This window comes from Enterobacter sp. K510 (assembly GCF_055804875.1).
Genome location: NZ_JBNRLQ010000006.1, coordinates 306081 through 321897, shown reverse-complemented (window position 1 = coordinate 321897; position 15817 = coordinate 306081). Strand labels below are relative to the sequence as shown.

General features: G+C 49.5%; 13 protein-coding genes. 7 read left to right on the top strand and 6 right to left on the bottom strand.

What is annotated here, in order from left to right; all coding sequences use genetic code 11:
* The first annotated feature begins 91 nt into the window (after window positions 1–91).
* Window positions 92–2515 (top strand): DNA methyltransferase, encoded by a 2424-nt coding sequence (locus ACQUTD_RS13015; protein ID WP_473276470.1) that lies wholly within the window; start codon window positions 92–94, stop codon window positions 2513–2515.
* Window positions 2516–2570: 55 nt separating this feature from the next.
* On the opposite strand, the gene ACQUTD_RS13010 is transcribed toward ACQUTD_RS13015, so the two are convergent.
* The 3 genes from ACQUTD_RS13010 to ACQUTD_RS13000 all read right to left on the bottom strand — a co-directional run bounded on the left by ACQUTD_RS13010 (window position 2571) and on the right by ACQUTD_RS13000 (window position 6207).
* Window positions 2571–4001 (bottom strand): hypothetical protein, encoded by a 1431-nt coding sequence (locus ACQUTD_RS13010; protein WP_473276469.1) that lies wholly within the window; start codon window positions 3999–4001, stop codon window positions 2571–2573.
* A 1257-nt stretch (window positions 4002–5258) separates the two neighbouring features.
* Window positions 5259–5516 carry a helix-turn-helix domain-containing protein gene (locus tag ACQUTD_RS13005; protein ID WP_473276531.1) on the bottom strand — a complete coding sequence of 86 codons (258 nt, stop codon included), beginning with the start codon at window positions 5514–5516 and terminating at the stop codon, window positions 5259–5261.
* Window positions 5488–6207: a TetR family transcriptional regulator gene (locus tag ACQUTD_RS13000; RefSeq protein ID WP_473276467.1), complete on the bottom strand. Its 720-nt coding sequence runs from the start codon at window positions 6205–6207 to the stop codon at window positions 5488–5490. The genes ACQUTD_RS13005 and ACQUTD_RS13000 overlap by 29 nt, the downstream gene beginning before the upstream one ends.
* 99 nt (window positions 6208–6306) lie before the next feature.
* Here ACQUTD_RS13000 and ACQUTD_RS12995 point away from each other — a divergent pair, with 99 nt between their 5' ends.
* Window positions 6307–6903, top strand: a complete 597-nt coding sequence (locus ACQUTD_RS12995; RefSeq protein WP_473276465.1) for an NAD(P)H-dependent oxidoreductase — start codon at window positions 6307–6309, stop codon at window positions 6901–6903.
* A gap of 34 nt (window positions 6904–6937) precedes the next feature.
* Here ACQUTD_RS12995 and ACQUTD_RS12990 read toward each other — a convergent pair whose 3' ends face one another.
* Both ACQUTD_RS12990 and ACQUTD_RS12985 read right to left on the bottom strand, forming a co-directional pair.
* Window positions 6938–8647 carry a pectate lyase gene (locus tag ACQUTD_RS12990; protein ID WP_473276463.1) on the bottom strand — a complete coding sequence of 570 codons (1710 nt, stop codon included), beginning with the start codon at window positions 8645–8647 and terminating at the stop codon, window positions 6938–6940.
* A gap of 55 nt (window positions 8648–8702) precedes the next feature.
* Window positions 8703–9404, bottom strand: a complete 702-nt coding sequence (locus ACQUTD_RS12985; protein ID WP_473276461.1) for an oligogalacturonate-specific porin KdgM family protein — start codon at window positions 9402–9404, stop codon at window positions 8703–8705.
* 494 nt (window positions 9405–9898) lie between these two features.
* On the opposite strand from ACQUTD_RS12985, the gene ACQUTD_RS12980 reads away from it, so the two are divergent.
* Together ACQUTD_RS12980 and ACQUTD_RS12975 are read left to right on the top strand one after the other, a co-directional pair.
* Window positions 9899–10456 (top strand): LuxR C-terminal-related transcriptional regulator, encoded by a 558-nt coding sequence (locus ACQUTD_RS12980; RefSeq protein WP_473276458.1) that lies wholly within the window; start codon window positions 9899–9901, stop codon window positions 10454–10456.
* Between the two features lie 72 nt (window positions 10457–10528).
* A complete protein-coding gene (locus ACQUTD_RS12975; RefSeq protein ID WP_473276456.1) occupies window positions 10529–11650 on the top strand; it encodes a JmjC domain-containing protein in 1122 nt (373 codons plus the stop codon).
* A 99-nt stretch (window positions 11651–11749) separates the two neighbouring features.
* Here ACQUTD_RS12975 and ACQUTD_RS12970 read toward each other — a convergent pair whose 3' ends face one another.
* Entirely contained in the window at window positions 11750–13165 is a 1416-nt protein-coding gene (locus ACQUTD_RS12970) for an aminotransferase class I/II-fold pyridoxal phosphate-dependent enzyme (RefSeq protein WP_473276453.1), read from the bottom strand.
* A gap of 176 nt (window positions 13166–13341) precedes the next feature.
* Between ACQUTD_RS12970 and ACQUTD_RS12965 the strand changes: the two genes are divergently transcribed.
* From ACQUTD_RS12965 to ACQUTD_RS12955, 3 genes are all read left to right on the top strand, one after another.
* Entirely contained in the window at window positions 13342–13506 is a 165-nt protein-coding gene (locus ACQUTD_RS12965) for a DUF1127 domain-containing protein (protein ID WP_072570405.1), read from the top strand.
* A 170-nt stretch (window positions 13507–13676) separates the two neighbouring features.
* The gene (locus tag ACQUTD_RS12960; protein ID WP_473276528.1) at window positions 13677–14744 is read left to right on the top strand and encodes an HlyD family secretion protein; all 1068 of its coding nucleotides are present in this window, start codon (window positions 13677–13679) and stop codon (window positions 14742–14744) included.
* Window positions 14734–15816 (top strand): DUF2955 domain-containing protein, encoded by a 1083-nt coding sequence (locus tag ACQUTD_RS12955; RefSeq protein WP_318364068.1) that lies wholly within the window; start codon window positions 14734–14736, stop codon window positions 15814–15816. The genes ACQUTD_RS12960 and ACQUTD_RS12955 overlap by 11 nt, the downstream gene beginning before the upstream one ends.
* Window position 15817: the final 1 nt, after the last annotated feature.

Genomic DNA, 15817 nt, shown 5'->3' with positions numbered 1-15817 from the left:
AAACACAGTGATAAATCAGTAAAGTGGTTGATATAAACATGAGAGCTATTATTATCCCTTTAATCTTACCGCCAATTCAGAAAGGTTAAAAATGTCTTTATCAAATTGTCTACCTTTAGATTTAAAAATTGATGCTAAACATGTTACTCATGTTGGTGGTAAAGGGGAGTTTCTCCACGATTGGTATGCATACCTTGAAGGATATTCGTCTGAATTTGTCCGTTCCGTTTTGAGAACATATATGCCTCATGCGACTAGCATACTAGAACCGTTTGCAGGTGTAGGAACAACTCCGTTAACCCTCGGGCTACAGGGTGTTCAGACCTTTTATAGTGAAATTAATCCAGCAATGCGTAAAGTTATTAATGCTAAATTAACCATAGCTGCTTTACCAAAAGAAAAGAAAATAAAGCTCTATCATGAAATTATAAACCTATCGAAAGAATTGCCTTTTTTATATGCTGATTGTGAAGAAAAACACGAGCTGAAAATGCACTATTATGCAGCATTTCAAAATAGCGAGTATTTTGACAGGGAAATGTTTTCTAAAGTTTTAAAATTTAGAACATTAAATGACGCATTATTAGCGAAAAAACCGATCCTAGGATTGACGCTTGAAGTTGCAGTTATTTCAAAACTAATTCTTTGCTCTCGTTTAAAGCGCGCAGGAGATGTTCGTTTTAAAACTCCGAAGGAACTATTGAAAGGAGTACCTGAGTTTGTAAAGTCAGTTCAAGAGCAATTAATGCTTTTGGCAGATGACTGCTTGCGTTGCCCCACATCTAATGTCGAAGCTAAATTAGTGGCACATAACGCAAAACAATTACATGAGTTAAGACCACTTGGAGTAGATGGTGTAATTACAAGCCCGCCATACCTTAATGGGACCAACTATTTTAGGAATACTAAATTAGAGCTGTGGTATATGGGATTTATTTCTTCAGCTACCTCTTTGCGTGCTTTTCGTGATGAGGTCGTGACGTCAGGGATTAATGATGTTACAAAGAACAAGGGTAATGTAGTTCATCCGGCTGCACGTGCTGTTGTCTCTGAACTTGAAAGTAATGCATATGATGGGCGTATTTCTAAAATGGCTGCAGGTTATTTTGAAGAAATGGGACTTGTATTCAAGGGGCTTGCTAAGCACATGAAAACAGGCGGGATTGCTGCTATTGATATTGGTGATTCTATCTATGGTGGAGTGCACGTGCCGACTCATGAAATACTCAGTGAGATAGCTAAAGATTCTGGTTTTGGAACAATAGATATTGTAACGTTAAGAAGTAGAAAGTCTAAATCTGGAGCCGCTTTAACTCAGTCATTAATTGTGTTGGAAAAGGCTCAGATTGATAAAATATCTGTTTTTACAGGACATACACAAAGTACGGATGTTCCCCAAAAGTGGAACATGTTTAAAGAAACACTTCCTCACCTTCAACATCCTTATTCTAAACGTAATTGGGGTAATCCCTTACACTCGGTTTGTTCTTATCAAGGGAAGATGAAACCTGCTTTGGCATTTAAATTGGTTGAAGCATTCTCAAATATAGGTGACAAAATCCTCGATCCCTTTAGTGGATCGGGAACAATCCCTTTTGAGGCTGCGCTAAATGGACGTCAATCCTATGGTATGGATATTGGTCTGCTGGCTACAAGCCTTAGTAACGCTAAAATAAAAAGACCAAATAGGGATAACGTAACAAAAATTATTTGTTCTTTGGAAAAATATATTACCAGCTCAAAACCTAGTTGCGTATCTATCAAAGACGCTAACGAAGTGAAGTTTAATAAAACTATTCCTGAGTACTTTCATGAAGATACGCTTTTTGAAATACTTTGTGCAAGAGATTTTTTTAGGAAAAATCATGTCGTCGAGTCTGCTGACTGGTCTTTAGTTATGTCATGTATGTTACATATTTTGCATGGTAATCGACCTTATGCATTGAGCAGAATAAGTCATCCAATTACACCTTATGCCCCTTCTGGGGATTATATATATAAAAGTTTAATTGGGAAGCTTTGGGATAAGGTTAATAAATCTTTGGATACTAAAATTGGTGACGGTTTTGTTGAGGGGCACTGTTTTCAAGCTGATATCCTTTCTACGTGGCCAGAAGAAATTAAAGATATAGATGCTATCATTACATCACCTCCTTTCTTTGATAGTACAAAATTCTATATGACTAATTGGATGAGGTACTGGTTCTGTGGTTGGACTAGAGAGGATTTTGAGACTTATCCAAAAAGTTTTGTTGAGGTTATTCAAAAGAAATCATTTGATGTTTATGATTACATTTTCAAGCAGTGTCATGAAAGATTGAAAGATAATGGTTACGCTGTGTTTCACTTAGGGCATTCTGATAGATGTAATATGGCAGAGTCTCTCAGGCCCTACGCAGAAAAATATTTCAAAGTGATTGATATATTTACTGAGTCTGTAGAGCATTGCGAAAAACATGGTATTGCTGACAAAGGCGGAGTGATAGGTCATCAATACTTAGTTTTGCTTAAATAAGTAGAGTATCTTTTGTAAAGGAAGGGTAATAAAGAAGTACCCTTCCTCATATCGGTTAAACTATAAAATCAGTATCTTCACTCATATCAAATGTAATGTGTTGACCACGTCGACGATTATATTCTTCAACGAAGGAAAATTTATATTGAACTGTTTGTGAACGTAATAAAACTTTATCCAATGCCTTTACAACAAGTTCCGCTGTAATTTTACCATCACGTTCTATGAGTAAAGATGGCTTTGCTAGAAATACATCGTAAAACCAATCCAAACGTTTAAAAAGCTCTTGAATGACCATATGATTTGGTTCAGGAGCCATAAGTTCGTCGAAAGATAATCCTGTCAGAAGTGAAAGGCGTTGGATCTGTTCTTGTTTGTAAAATTTTGATGGAGGCCTGTCACGTTTACTTGTATTACAAGTTGCACATAAAGCAGTCGCTGTTCCATCTAGCGGCCATAAAAGTGCTAACGGACGCGTATGGTCAAGATGCATTTTCTGTTTGTTTTCTAAAATTTTATTACAGTTAAAACAATGACCATTGAATCTATTCCATATGTCATCCAATAATTCACGGCCTGTTATGTTCCGATAGTTAAGTTGCGAAGATGCTTGATATATTTCAGCTATTAACAATTCAAAATTCCTACGCCGTTGGGCATCCTCTTTCATTTGTGCAGCAGTCCTTTGCCAGTTGAGTGGCATATTCACATAATATTTTTTGCAAAATCGGCATTCAAGTTGGTAGCCGAAGTGCAAATTTTTTGTGTTATGTGTATCTACATCTCGAAGTATTCCGAAGCCTTTATGCTTACAAGGTGCCTTAGCTACGCAATGATTAGAAAAACATAACTGCTCACGTTCATTTTGAATATTTATAGGCAGGAATCTGGCGCAGCGATTGCAGGACTTAAGGTGAAAAGAAACATCATTGTATTCACATTTTGATTTAGACTCAGAAATAATTAATATCTCTCCATGCGTTTTGTAAAAGCCTGCTTCGGGCATAATTGAATACATATCCTTAAGGTATCCGACTTGACCATTTTCGATAGCTTTGTCAAATGCCTCATGCCAAATTAAACCGCATTCAAGTCCATATAAAGCAACAAATGTATCAACGTCCGAAAGGAAGGTAATGGTAACATTTTTCGAATGTCCATTGCCTTGCCACATTGAACCAAATTTTGACGTGTCAGGAAACTTACTATGGGTAAGCACATTGTTCATTGAATTCGGGTTATCGAGTATTACGTTTACAAATTCCTCGCATTGGAAAAAACCCCCAAAACCTGTATATAATTGGCCATCATTTTCAGGAAAACGAAAACTGACAGTGAGAGGCTTGCCCGCTGCCAAAGATATAGGAGTTACTATTTCTTGTCTATATTCTCCACCAGTACTTTCTGGATGACTTTTGAAGCCCGACCTTCTGGTGGTAGTCCTTCTTATGCCTGAGTATGCCGTTTTGCCCGGTAATTTTGCCATAAAATCCTCTAAAATTTCCAGAAAAAACTGATTGTGATATATGGAAGGCATTTTGTCTACGCAAAACTCAATTAAATTGCGCTAAAAACTTCTAAACAAAAAGTTTTAAGAAATAAATATTGTAAGAATTAGGGATATCAATCACAAAGAAAAATAGCATAGTCTAGAGAAAGGTTTACTTAGAGGCTTAGTGAGTACTGATGACGGAAGAAGGGTGTTTATTTGAACGCCTATAAAAATAATAGGGGTATGGATGTATATGCTAAACTTATTGGTGAAAACGCTCTTTATTTATTAAATTTTTTTATTTCTGAGGATGTTTGTTTGAGTTGTGAAACGTCATAAATTTTGGTGGCCATATTGATATGTAGCATTGTAGGTTCTATTAAAGAAACTAAATGTTGGATGTGTTTGCGGGGGAATGAAATTATGCATGGCTTACATGCTTACATGCTTACATGCTTACATGCTTACATGCTTACATGCTTACATGCTTATACTTTAATTAGTTTCTGTTTAATTTTATCTCGAATTTATTAATGCAACATTGGCGGAAAATAATGATAATGTTTCTTCATAAGCGTAATGCTTATTGTTTTTTTAAAAAAAGATTGCTGTTTCTTTCTTTTTTAATATCTACCATGTCCAGCATTAGTCTTGAATGCCAATGTTTTTATTTTGCTATTTCTATTTTAACCTGATATATGCATTTAATGCAGATAACATTTAAATGTTTCGTGATTTATCGTATGTTATGATTTTTTCACATGCTTCAATTATGTTTTTAAGAATATATCAGACAGTTATGTATTATTCTTGATGATGAAATACCTAAAAATAAACGAGTTAATAATTCATTTGTAGTGATATTATTTTTGCCACTATTAATTTTTTTATTTACTCTCCTGTGTAGGTATATTGATACGTCGCTTGATTTTTTTAAATGTATATTTTGTATGTAATGCTTTATTTTTTTATAAGGAAAGGGGATGCTGGTGTGCCTGTAAGATTTATGCTTGGTAAGTATTAGCATAGTTGTAGTTATTAATAATTAGCGTCTGGTAATGTATATTATATGTGAGCTTGTGGAAGTATTTTATCGCTAATTTTTACCTCATTCTTATTTTTAATAAGTTGAAGCTGTATGGGGCATTTTAATAAATTTTATTATATAAATTTTTAAGTTTTTTAGAGGATGATTTTTAATATAGGTAAAGCTACTTTTGTCGGCTTTACCCATATTAACTATGCTAATTTTTACCTCTGCTTACTCATCAACCTTCTTCTATCAACTTTCTTCCCATCCTGCCCCACATATCTTTCCGGCCATATCACGCTCGGCTCCACCCCCAACGCTTCCGCAATCAAACGCTCCCCTTTAGGCCACGGACGCGTAAGCGCATTTGCCAGCGTGGAGGAACTCAATCCCGACGCGCGCGACAGCGCTGCAAGAGACGTCCCTTTTTTACGTAAGCCCGCGATGATGTCAGCCGGATGCCATCCTGTATTCATGATCCTCTCCATTAATCCTGATAACGACTCTTGTTAGCTCGCGGAATAATGTAAAAGGAACCAAACCCCCTGGATAATACGTAGTTCGTAGTCCCGTCTTCCCCCGTCCCACCACCCCCATAATCACCACCGTCAGCTCCTCCACCGCCGCATCCGCCTCCAGTTCGCCGGTTTTCGCCGCATAGCTCAGCCCTTCGGCTGCGCCGAAAATCGCCCATAAACCGGCATCGGGCAGCGCCTTATCGGGCGAGAAGGGCAGCAGAAGGTCGCGGCACAGGTTCACGAAATCCCGCGCGTATTCGAGCTTAAACACCTCCATCTCTGGCGATGCGCTCAACGCGGCGAGCACCTCGGGGATCTCAATGCCCTGGGTCAGTACGCAGTTGATGTACGCCCGGGCGATGGCGCTGGCTTTGTCGTGCAACGTCGGGCCGCTGCGGGAAATCGACTGGGTAAAGATTTGCGCCTGGCGCGCTTCAAAGTCCCGGTATAGCGCAATAAACAGCCCGGTACGCGAGCCGAAATGGTTATACACCAGCGGCTTGGTCACGCCAGCAAACTCCGCCAGCCTGCCGGGTGTCAGGGACTCGGTGCCCTCCTGGCCAATAAGTTTCCAGGCCGCTACCAGTAATTGCTGAAAACGGTCTTCTTTGCTCATGCGCTTTTGCGTCATCGTCGGGTCTCCTGTTGACAACGGCATCATCCATCGCTAAGTTACTATTGGTAAGTTACCAAAGGTAACTTCAGCGTTAAGAGTAAAAGAGTTCCCCGGCAGAAGCAATGAGGAAAACCTATGCAAACTCTGATCGTCACCTCTCACCCGTCTCTCACCTCGCTCACCCGCAGCGTGGCGAACCATATTGCCGACGGCATCACCAGCGCCGACCGCGCTCATCGCGTGGAGATTGCCGACTTACATCAGGAGAACTTCGCGCCAGCGTATCAGGAGGTGGATTACCAGGCGTTCAGCGGCCAGCGTAAGGTGCCTGACGACGTGCGCCGGGAGCAGCAGCGCATCGACGCCGCCGACAATCTGGTGCTGGTGTTCCCGATTTACTGGTGGTCGATGCCCGGCATGATGAAGGGCTGGATCGATCGCGTGTTTACGAATGGCTGGGCCTACGAAGAGTCGCCTGACGGTAAGCTGCTGAAAAAACTCGGTCGGCTGAACGTCTGGCTGGTGGGGCTGGGGGCGGCGACGGAGGACGTCTACCAGCGGCACAACTATTTTGAGGCGATGAAAACGCAGCTGGAGCACGGTATTTTTGGCTACTGCGGCGCACAGTTCCGGGCGGCGGAGTGGATGTTGCCCTCGCACTTGCCGCGCCCGGAGGATTATCTGACCGCCGCCCGCGAACTGGGGCAGCGTATCGGCAGTGGCGCGCGCTAAACGGCAGCCCCCGTCGCGGGACGGGGGCGTCGGGTTATTTTTTGCCGTTCGGTTTTAACTGCTCGCCCGGTTTGAGTTTAAACAGCTCATCGTCGCGGGTGGAGTAACGCACCGTGCCGTCCGCCAGCAGATACGCGCCCTCGGTGAAACCAGCACCGTTAAGGAAAGGGGCCACCGCGTCGGGTTGATTACGGAAGGCGGCTTCCAGCGCCAGTAGCGCGTAAGGCGCGATATTGTCGATGCTGGCGAACTCCGCCTGCGGGTCGTCGACGAAGAAGCCGTTCAGACGACGGGTATTCAGGATGTTGGTCGCCACGCGGTCCGCCAGCGTCAGATAGTCTTTATTGCCGGTGGACTGCCACAGATCGATAAGCGCGAAAATGGCGTACGGCTCGTTGTTGTCGGTGTTCAGGTTCAGCTTAGTGTCCGTGCCGCCCGGCGCGCCGATGTCTCCCAGGCCCTGACCCTGCGCAATACCGCGCGCCACTATCCACATCGCCGGATCCGGCTCCAGCGTCCAGGCTCTGGCATAGGAGAGCAGGAACTCGTTGCCCGCGGGATATGGTTTCAGCGTGGTGCCTTTTTTGCCGTAGTAACCGTCCCGTTTTAGCTCATAGCCCGACAGATCCGTGCCATTCGCCAGCATCGGGCGGAAGGTGTTGGTCTGTGCGTCATAGGCATGAGTGGCGAAGGCTTTCAGGCCGTCGAGCGTCCATTTTTTGATGTCGTCGCCATCCTTACCGAGGGATTTTGCCAGCGCCAGCTGCATCAGCGCGTTCTCGGAGTAAAGCGTGCTGGTGCGGCCTTTCAGCATCATATTGCCTTCCAGCGCGTCGGCGCCCAGCTCAGGCCCGAACTGGCGCCGGGCGCGGTCGCCGTATTTCGAGTTAGTGTCCGTGTCGTCGGTGGTTTCCGCGCGTTTGAGCGGCTGCGTGAACTGATAAACCCCAAGGCCGGTCTTTTTATCGCGCGGTAACACATACTGTTCCGCCAGACGCTTCGCCCAGCGCAGCGCCCCTTCATCATGATCGTACTGATAGAGCAGCGAGGCGGAGTAGATCAGATCGTTTCCGGCATTCAGGAAGCTCAGCCCTTTGGTGGCGAAAAACGGCGGCTGTTGCTCAAAATCGTTCTCCCAGAGCTTGCCCATCGCTTTGCCGTATTCCCCGTGGCGGCTGGTTTCCAGCGTTTTCCAGTCGTTAACATGCGCATTCCAGAACGCTTTGATAAAGCGCGTGGTGGCGGGTTTATCCACGGCAAACATCAGATCGTAATAGGGGTAAGCGTTTTTCAGCTCATGAACCATCTCTTTTTCGCTCGGGCCTTCCGGCTGGAGCGTTTTCAGATCCACAAAACGGTGGCCGCCCCATAACAGCAGGCCGCTGGCATCCTGATAATGGTCGAAGTAGTAGCGCACATTGTCTTCGGCGCGCTGTTTATATTTTGCGTCGCCGGTGAGATTGCTCAGGCCGACCAGCACGCGCATCAGGTTCTGCTGGGCAGAGAAGTTCGACAGCACGGCTTTTTTGCCGTCCGGGAAGATCCACTCCATCTGTTTGCCGGTGCGCGGATCGACGCCGTTAGCCAGCAGCGGCACGTTGTGCCCGTATTTATCCCCCGCCTTATCAAAGACGGTGTTCGCGAACGTTTTAACGCTGTTCAGGCGTTCGCTCTCCTGCGCCATGGCGTGAGCAGAGAACAGACTCACACAACTTATCGCCAGTGCTAATCCTGAAATTTTCATTATTTGCCTCTCAGTCAAATAAGGGTTTTATTTTTATGCTGCTGCCCGGATGTCATCAGAAAGAATATTTCACGCCGACGCGGTAACGGGTTTGTCTTTCATCGGTAAATTTGCTGCCGGAAACATTACCAATCGCCATATAGGGTGACCAGTTCTTATCCCATTTGTAGGTCAGCTTAAAATCGTGCGTCCAGTCGTGGTTGTCGTTATCGGCCAGCACCACGCCTGCGGAATTCGCTTTTTTATAATCCAGCTCATAATCCAGCTGATAGTCTTTCAGGAATTTCCATGACAGTACGCTGGTCAGGTTGTAGCCGTTCTCTGAGGTATCTTTCTGCGAGCCGATATTGCCGGAGTTACGCTTGAAGTAAGGCCGGTAGCGCAATGACGCGCTGACGTCATCGGTGAGATTGGCTTTGCCACGCAGATACGGGCGGTAATTGTTGGATGACGAGCCGGTATCCAGTGAAAAGCCCGGTTCTATCTGAAAGGTTTTATTAATTTTATGAACGTAGCTCGCCACTACCTCGGTGCCATTACTGACGGTTTCGTCAAAGGCTTTGTCTTTATCCTGGGAACCTTTCCATTTCCCTTCCAGCGATAAGCCAAAACCATTGGCAAAACGGTGTGATACCGCCAGACGATCTTTATGATTATTTCCACCGCTGTCGTTCATTTCGTGACGATAATCAAAGGTCACTGCCTGAGCCGCAATACTCACGAAAGGTACAGTTAATAATAACAATGAGCGCAACATAGGATCCCCTATTTTTAGTAGTCCACAGGTATAAGATGTTCTCTGCCAGTCAGCAGTTTGAGGTTATTTTGATTTTGTGGAATAGACTTTTTCACAAAATGAAATGCCGTTTTGAGACTGTGATCAGAGTATTAAGAATGCGCTCAAATTAATTAAATGGGTATTTATAAAGATATTCCTGGTGATTTATATTCAATGATATCAATGCGATAACTTGGGTGGTTTCTATTTTTACGAGCCGAATTAACGTGATTTACAGTAGAGGTCATGTTTGACAATAAATTTATTCCTGGATAATAAGTTATTTCGCATTTGAAAATAGCGTGTCATGGCTGGAGGCATAATATTACTGGTATAGAGACAGCAAAATGTCATCCCACGCTAACTTAAACAAAGCTTAAACAAGCAGGAACATCACGCCGATGGCCTGCACAAAATTCAAAAAAGTCTTCCACGCAGAAGACCGATAACTATATTACCTCTGGAGCCCGAATATGACCGTCTACGGAAAAGATCGTTTCTACATTTACGGAATAGAGAAAATCCTCAATCAACTGTACCAGGAGCGGGGCGGGGGGAGCCGCGCAACGCCGTCCTGCATCTATGTCACCTCCGGCATGGATATTGTGGAGATCTACGCCCTGTATTTTTCTCACCCGCCCGTTCACCACGCTATTTTCATTACTGACGAGCGCCATTTCGACGCGATAAACCGTCTGTTTCCCGGACTGATAAAACTGAGTCTGGCCGAAAACCTCGGCGTGGAGGAGCTACGCCAGGCGCTGACCATCATGCTCCTGCTGGCGGAGCAAAATCAGCGCGCGGGTTACCATGCCGCGCCCTTTAAATTTACTGCCGCCGAGCAGCAGATCATGCGCTTGTTACTGCGCGGGCATTCGCTGGAGGAGATCGCCAGAATCCGCGGCGTCAGCCCGACCACCGTCAGCGTGCAGCGCAATGGCCTGATGAAGCGCACCGGCACCAAAAGCCTGCTTGAGCTGTGCTCGCTGTACAGTGCCATGCGCGTCGGGCAGCGCCACGCCAACCCTTGACCCATGACAAGGCGGCCAGGCCTGCGTCCTCTTTATAATCAGGGCCGTTTATCTTCTCGCAGGCAGGATCGTATGGCGTACCAACTGAATCTTAACTGGCCGGAATTTCTTGAAAAATACTGGCAGAAACAACCCGTTGTACTGAAAAACGCGTTGCCGAATTTTGTCGATCCCATCACTCCGGACGAACTGGCGGGCCTGGCGATGGAGCCGGAGGTGGACAGCCGCCTCGTCAGCCACAAGAATGGTCAGTGGCAGGCCAGCAACGGGCCGTTTGAGGATTTCGACGGCCTGGGCGAAACCGGCTGGTCGCTGCTGGCGCAGGCGGTGAACCACTGGCATGCGCCTTCTGCCGAACTGGTTCGTCCGTTCCGCGTGCTGCCGGACTGGCGGCTGGACGATCTGATGATCTCCTTCTCCGTGCCGGGCGGCGGCGTGGGGCCGCATATCGATCAGTACGATGTGTTTATCATTCAGGGGATGGGCAGCCGCCGCTGGCGCGTGGGTGATAAGCTGCCGATGCGTCAGTTCTGCCCGCATCCGGCGCTGCTGCATGTCGATCCTTTTGAACCGATCATTGATGAAGACCTGGCACCGGGGGACATCCTCTATATTCCGCCGGGCTTCCCGCACGATGGCTTCACTTATGAAACGGCGCTTAATTATTCAGTGGGCTTCCGTGGGCCGAACGGCCGCGATCTGATCAGCAGCTTCGCCGATTATGCGCTGGAAAACGATCTGGGGGGCGAGCATTACAGCGATCCGGATCTGACCTGCCGCGAGCATCCGGGCCGGGTGGAAGAGTATGAGCTGGCGCGTCTGCGCGGGATGATGATCGATATGATCAACCAGCCGGAAGATTTCCGGAACTGGTTTGGCCGCTTTGCCACCACGCCGCGCCACGAGCTGGACATCGCGCCTGCCGAGCCGCCCTATGCGGAAGACGAGGTCCTCGACGCCTTACAGGGCGGCGAATTGCTCTCCCGCCTGAGCGGGCTGCGGGTGCTGAATATCGGCGGGCGCTTCTTCGTCAACAGCGAGCCGCTGGACACCGTGGATCCCGTCGCCGCCGATGCGCTCTGCCGCTATACGCTGGTGGGGCAAAACGAGCTGGGCGATGCGCTGAACAATCCGGCGTTCGTCGCCGAACTGACCGCGCTCGTTAATCAGGGCTACTGGTACTTCGACGAATAATCCCGCCATGCCCGGCGGCGCAGGCTTGCCGGGCCTACAGAAATGCCTTCCCCTGCAGGTCGGGTAAGCGCAGCGCCGCCCGGCAAAAGGTTTCACGACTCACTCCTCCAGCGCAATCTGCACCGCTTCGCCGAGCTGTTTAAGCGCCTGGCGGTGACGCTCGTCGGTGGGCAGGGCGCAGTTGATGCGCAGGCAGTTGCGGTATTTGCCGGAGGCGGAAAACAACGAGCCGGGGGCGATCTGGATCTTCAGCCGGCTCAGCTGTTTTGCCACGCATACCATGTCGACCGTCTCGGGGAGTTCGATCCACAGCATAAAGCCGCCTTTCGGGCGTGTGACGCAAATTTCACAGGGAAAATACTGGCGCACCCAGCAGGTAAAGGTGTCCATATTATGTTGATAGAACTGCCGCATACGGCGCAGGTGACGATGATAATGCCCGTCGCGGATAAAAGCCGTCATCGCCATCTGCGTGGTGGGCACATTGGTGCCGCTGGCGGCGTATTTCATATGCAATACGCGATCGTGATAGCGGCCCGGCGCGATCCAGCCGATGCGCAGGCCGGGGGCGATAGTTTTGGTAAAGGAACTGCACAGCAGTACGCGGCCATCAATATCAAAAGACTTCAGCGTGCGCGGACGCGGGTAATCAAAGGCCAGTTCGCCGTAGACATCATCTTCAAAAATCACAATATCGTGCCGCTGCGCCAGGGTGAGCATCGCCCGTTTGCGCGCGTCGAGCATGACAAAGCCCAGCGGATTATTGCAGTTGGGCACCAGAATGACGCCATTGATCGGCCACTGTTCAAACGCCAGCTCCAGCGCTTCCACGCTGATGCCGGTATCAGGGTCGGTCGGGATTTCAATGGCTTTGATACCCAGCCCGCGCAGCATCTGCATGGTGCCGTGAAATGACGGCGACTCCACCGCCACAATGTCCCCTGGTTTACACACCGCCAGCAGCGCAATGGCCATGGCGCTGTGACAGCCGCTGGTGATGATGATTTCGTCGGCGCTCAGCACCGCGCCGTTGTCGAGCATCAGCCGGGCGATCTGCTCGCGCAGTTCACGCCGCCCCGCCAGGTCATCGTAGCTGAACGCATCGTGCATATGGTGCTGCACCACGCGGCTCATCTCACGCCACAGCGGTTTCAGGGTGGCCTGGGCAATGTCCGGCGCGCCGCCGCCAAAGGAGGTGATGGCGGGATCGCTTCGCGCGTCCAGCAGCGTCAGCACTTCGTCCCATTGGGTGATCTCGACCGGACGCTGTACCGGGCGCGACATCGCCGGTACCGGCGGTTGCACTTTGCGGGGAGCCACAAAATAGCCCGAGCGCGGCTGCGGCAGGATCAGCTGGAGATTTTCCAGCACCCGGTAGGCTTCCTGTACGGTGCTGATGCTGACGCCGTGCTCCTGGCTCAGGGCGCGCACGGAAGGCAATTTTTCGCCGCTGCGGTATAACCCCTGCTCAATGCGTTCGGCCAGCAGATTGGCCAGATGTTGGTAACGCGTCATGCTGTATCCTTTATCAGACCCGTACAGATCGCAAGACCAGTACAGAGCAGCGGCAAAAATGCCATTCAACTGCTGTTTTAGCGGATCTGTATGGTTAAGAAAAGCATTTTGTGCATCTGTATTGCTGGCCGGTATTTCCCCCATGATAAGGATCTGTTCCGGCGTGGAGAGCAATCATGGAATTCTTTGAAAACCGACCCAAACGGCCTTTTATCGGCTTTGTTCTGATCTGGCGGGCGTTTAAGCAGTGGCGTCTTCGGGCAAGGACGCAGCGCATACTCAGCCAGATGAGCGAAGCCCAGCTGCGTGATGTGGGACTTAAACGCGACGATGTATGCTGATGACATAGCCCGGCGGCGAGCGCTGACCGGGCCTTTTTTTAACGTCTTTATGTGATCACGATCACTTTTTCGCATTCCATGCTCTCTTGTTGCCGCTTTCTTGATCCTTCCCCTGATAACCATTAGCTTAGCCGGCTGCCCGTCTGCACAGTAACCACGAAGATATAATGATGATGACGCCTGAACAAAAATTTGCCCGCTGGGTAAGGGTGAGTATTGCCTCTTTCCTGCTGATGTTTGTCTATTTTATTGTCGCGGACATCTGGATCCCGCTGACGCCGGATGCCACCGTCATGCGGGTGGTGACGCCGGTCTCGTCGCGCGTGGCGGGTTATGTCGCGCAGGTGCACGTGCATAATAACAGCCCGGTAAAGAAGGGCGATCTGCTGTTTGAGCTGGATCCCACGCCGTTCATCAACAAAGTGGAAGCCGCGCAAATTGCGCTGCAACAGGCGCGTCTCACCAATCAACAGCTGGACGCGAAAATCGCCGCCGCCCAGGCGAGCCTGAAAACCGCCACGCTGACCGCGCAAAACGATAAGGTCACTTATGACCGTTATCAGCGTTTAAGCGCCATGCAGAATGTATCGCAACAGGATCTGGATAAAGTGCGTACCGCCTGGCAGAGCAGCGAACAGTCAGTCAATGCGCTGCGGGCGAACATCAGCGAGCTGATGATTGAGCGCGGCGAAAAAGACGACAGCCGCAACGTGACGCTGCAAAAATACCGCAACGCGCTGACCCAGGCAGAGCTGGATCTGGCGTGGACCAAAGTGCGCGCCGAAGCGGACGGCATGGTGAGCAACCTGCAATTAAGCCCCGGCTGGAACGCCGCTGCCGGATCCGCGGCGCTGGCGCTGGTCAGCGAGCAGACGGATATCATCGCCGATTTCCGGGAAAAGAGCCTGCGCCATACGCGCCCTGGCTCCGACGCGGCGGTGGTGTTTGACGCGCTGCCGGGCCAGGTGTTTCATGCGCACGTTACCAGCCGCGACGCGGGGGTACTGGCAGGGCAGGAAGCGGTGAATGGTGAGCTGTCGGCGCCGGAATCCTCTAACCGCTGGGTGCGTGATGCCCAGCGTATGCGCATTCACGTCGCGCTGGATGAGCCGCTGGATCAGCGGCTGCCGACCGGCGCGCGCGCCACCGTGCAGCTGTATAACAGCGAAGGTCCGTTCGCCCGCTTCTTCTCCGGGCTGCAAATCCATTTAGTCAGCCTGTTGCATTATGTCTATTAACAACACGCTGACCCGCGTTTTCACGCCGCACGATAAGATCGTCTTTACCGCCAACGATCTGCGTCAGACGATGCGTATCGCGGTGGCGGGGGTGATCGCGCTCAGCATCTCAAGCTTTTACAACACCCAGTACGGCGTCTTTTTCGTGGTTTATCCGCTGATGCTGATGGCACTGGTGCCGATGTTTAACCGGCACGTGGCCAAACAGTTTATTTTGAGTTCGGCGATCAATTGCATCGAAATGGTGCTGATCATCGGCTATCTGTCGCAGTGGCCGGTGATCATGACGCTGGTGGTGTTTGGCCTGTACGTGATCCGTTTTCGCTTTATGAGCCAGGGGCCGCTGTTCCTGTTCGGCTCCATGGGCGTGGTGTGCCAGAGCGTGATGCTCAATTTTATGAGCTACCCCACCAACGACTGGCATGTGCTGCTGTTCTCCAATATGGAGGCCAGCGTAATGGCGGTGTGCCTGAGCGCGGTGCTGCACTACCTGATCCCGGATGTCGAACCGCGCACGCGCCCGCCGCTGATCGAGAAAAACGCCGCCCGCGTGCGGCACGAATCGCTGTTGTCCGGCACGGTGGCGACGATGATTTTTATCGTCTTCCAGGTCTGTAATCTGAGCGATTCGCTGTCGGCGCTGATGGCGGGGATTTTGTCACTCTTCCCGATGCATTATCGCGGCGCGGTGTTAAGTTCGCTGTGGCGTATCGTCGGCGTGGTGCTGGGCTGTATGTATGTGATGGTGGTGCAGCTGGTGCTCTACGATCACAGCAGCCATATGTTATTGATGATGCCGCTGATTGGTCTCGGCATGGCCTTCGGCGCGCGCCTGCACACCATGGAAAAAGTCGGAGCGGGCGTGGGCTTTGCCAGCGTCACCACCCTCGGCATTATGTTCGGACAGAACATGCATCCGAATCAGGATCTGGTGTTCAGCGACGTGTACCGCATTGCCTCGGTAACCGTCTCACTGCTGGTCACCCTGACCATGGTCTTTCTGGTGCACCTGATCCTCAATCGCTTTGAGGCGACCCGTTACGTGATCGATCCGCCGCAGGCCGGAGTGTGAC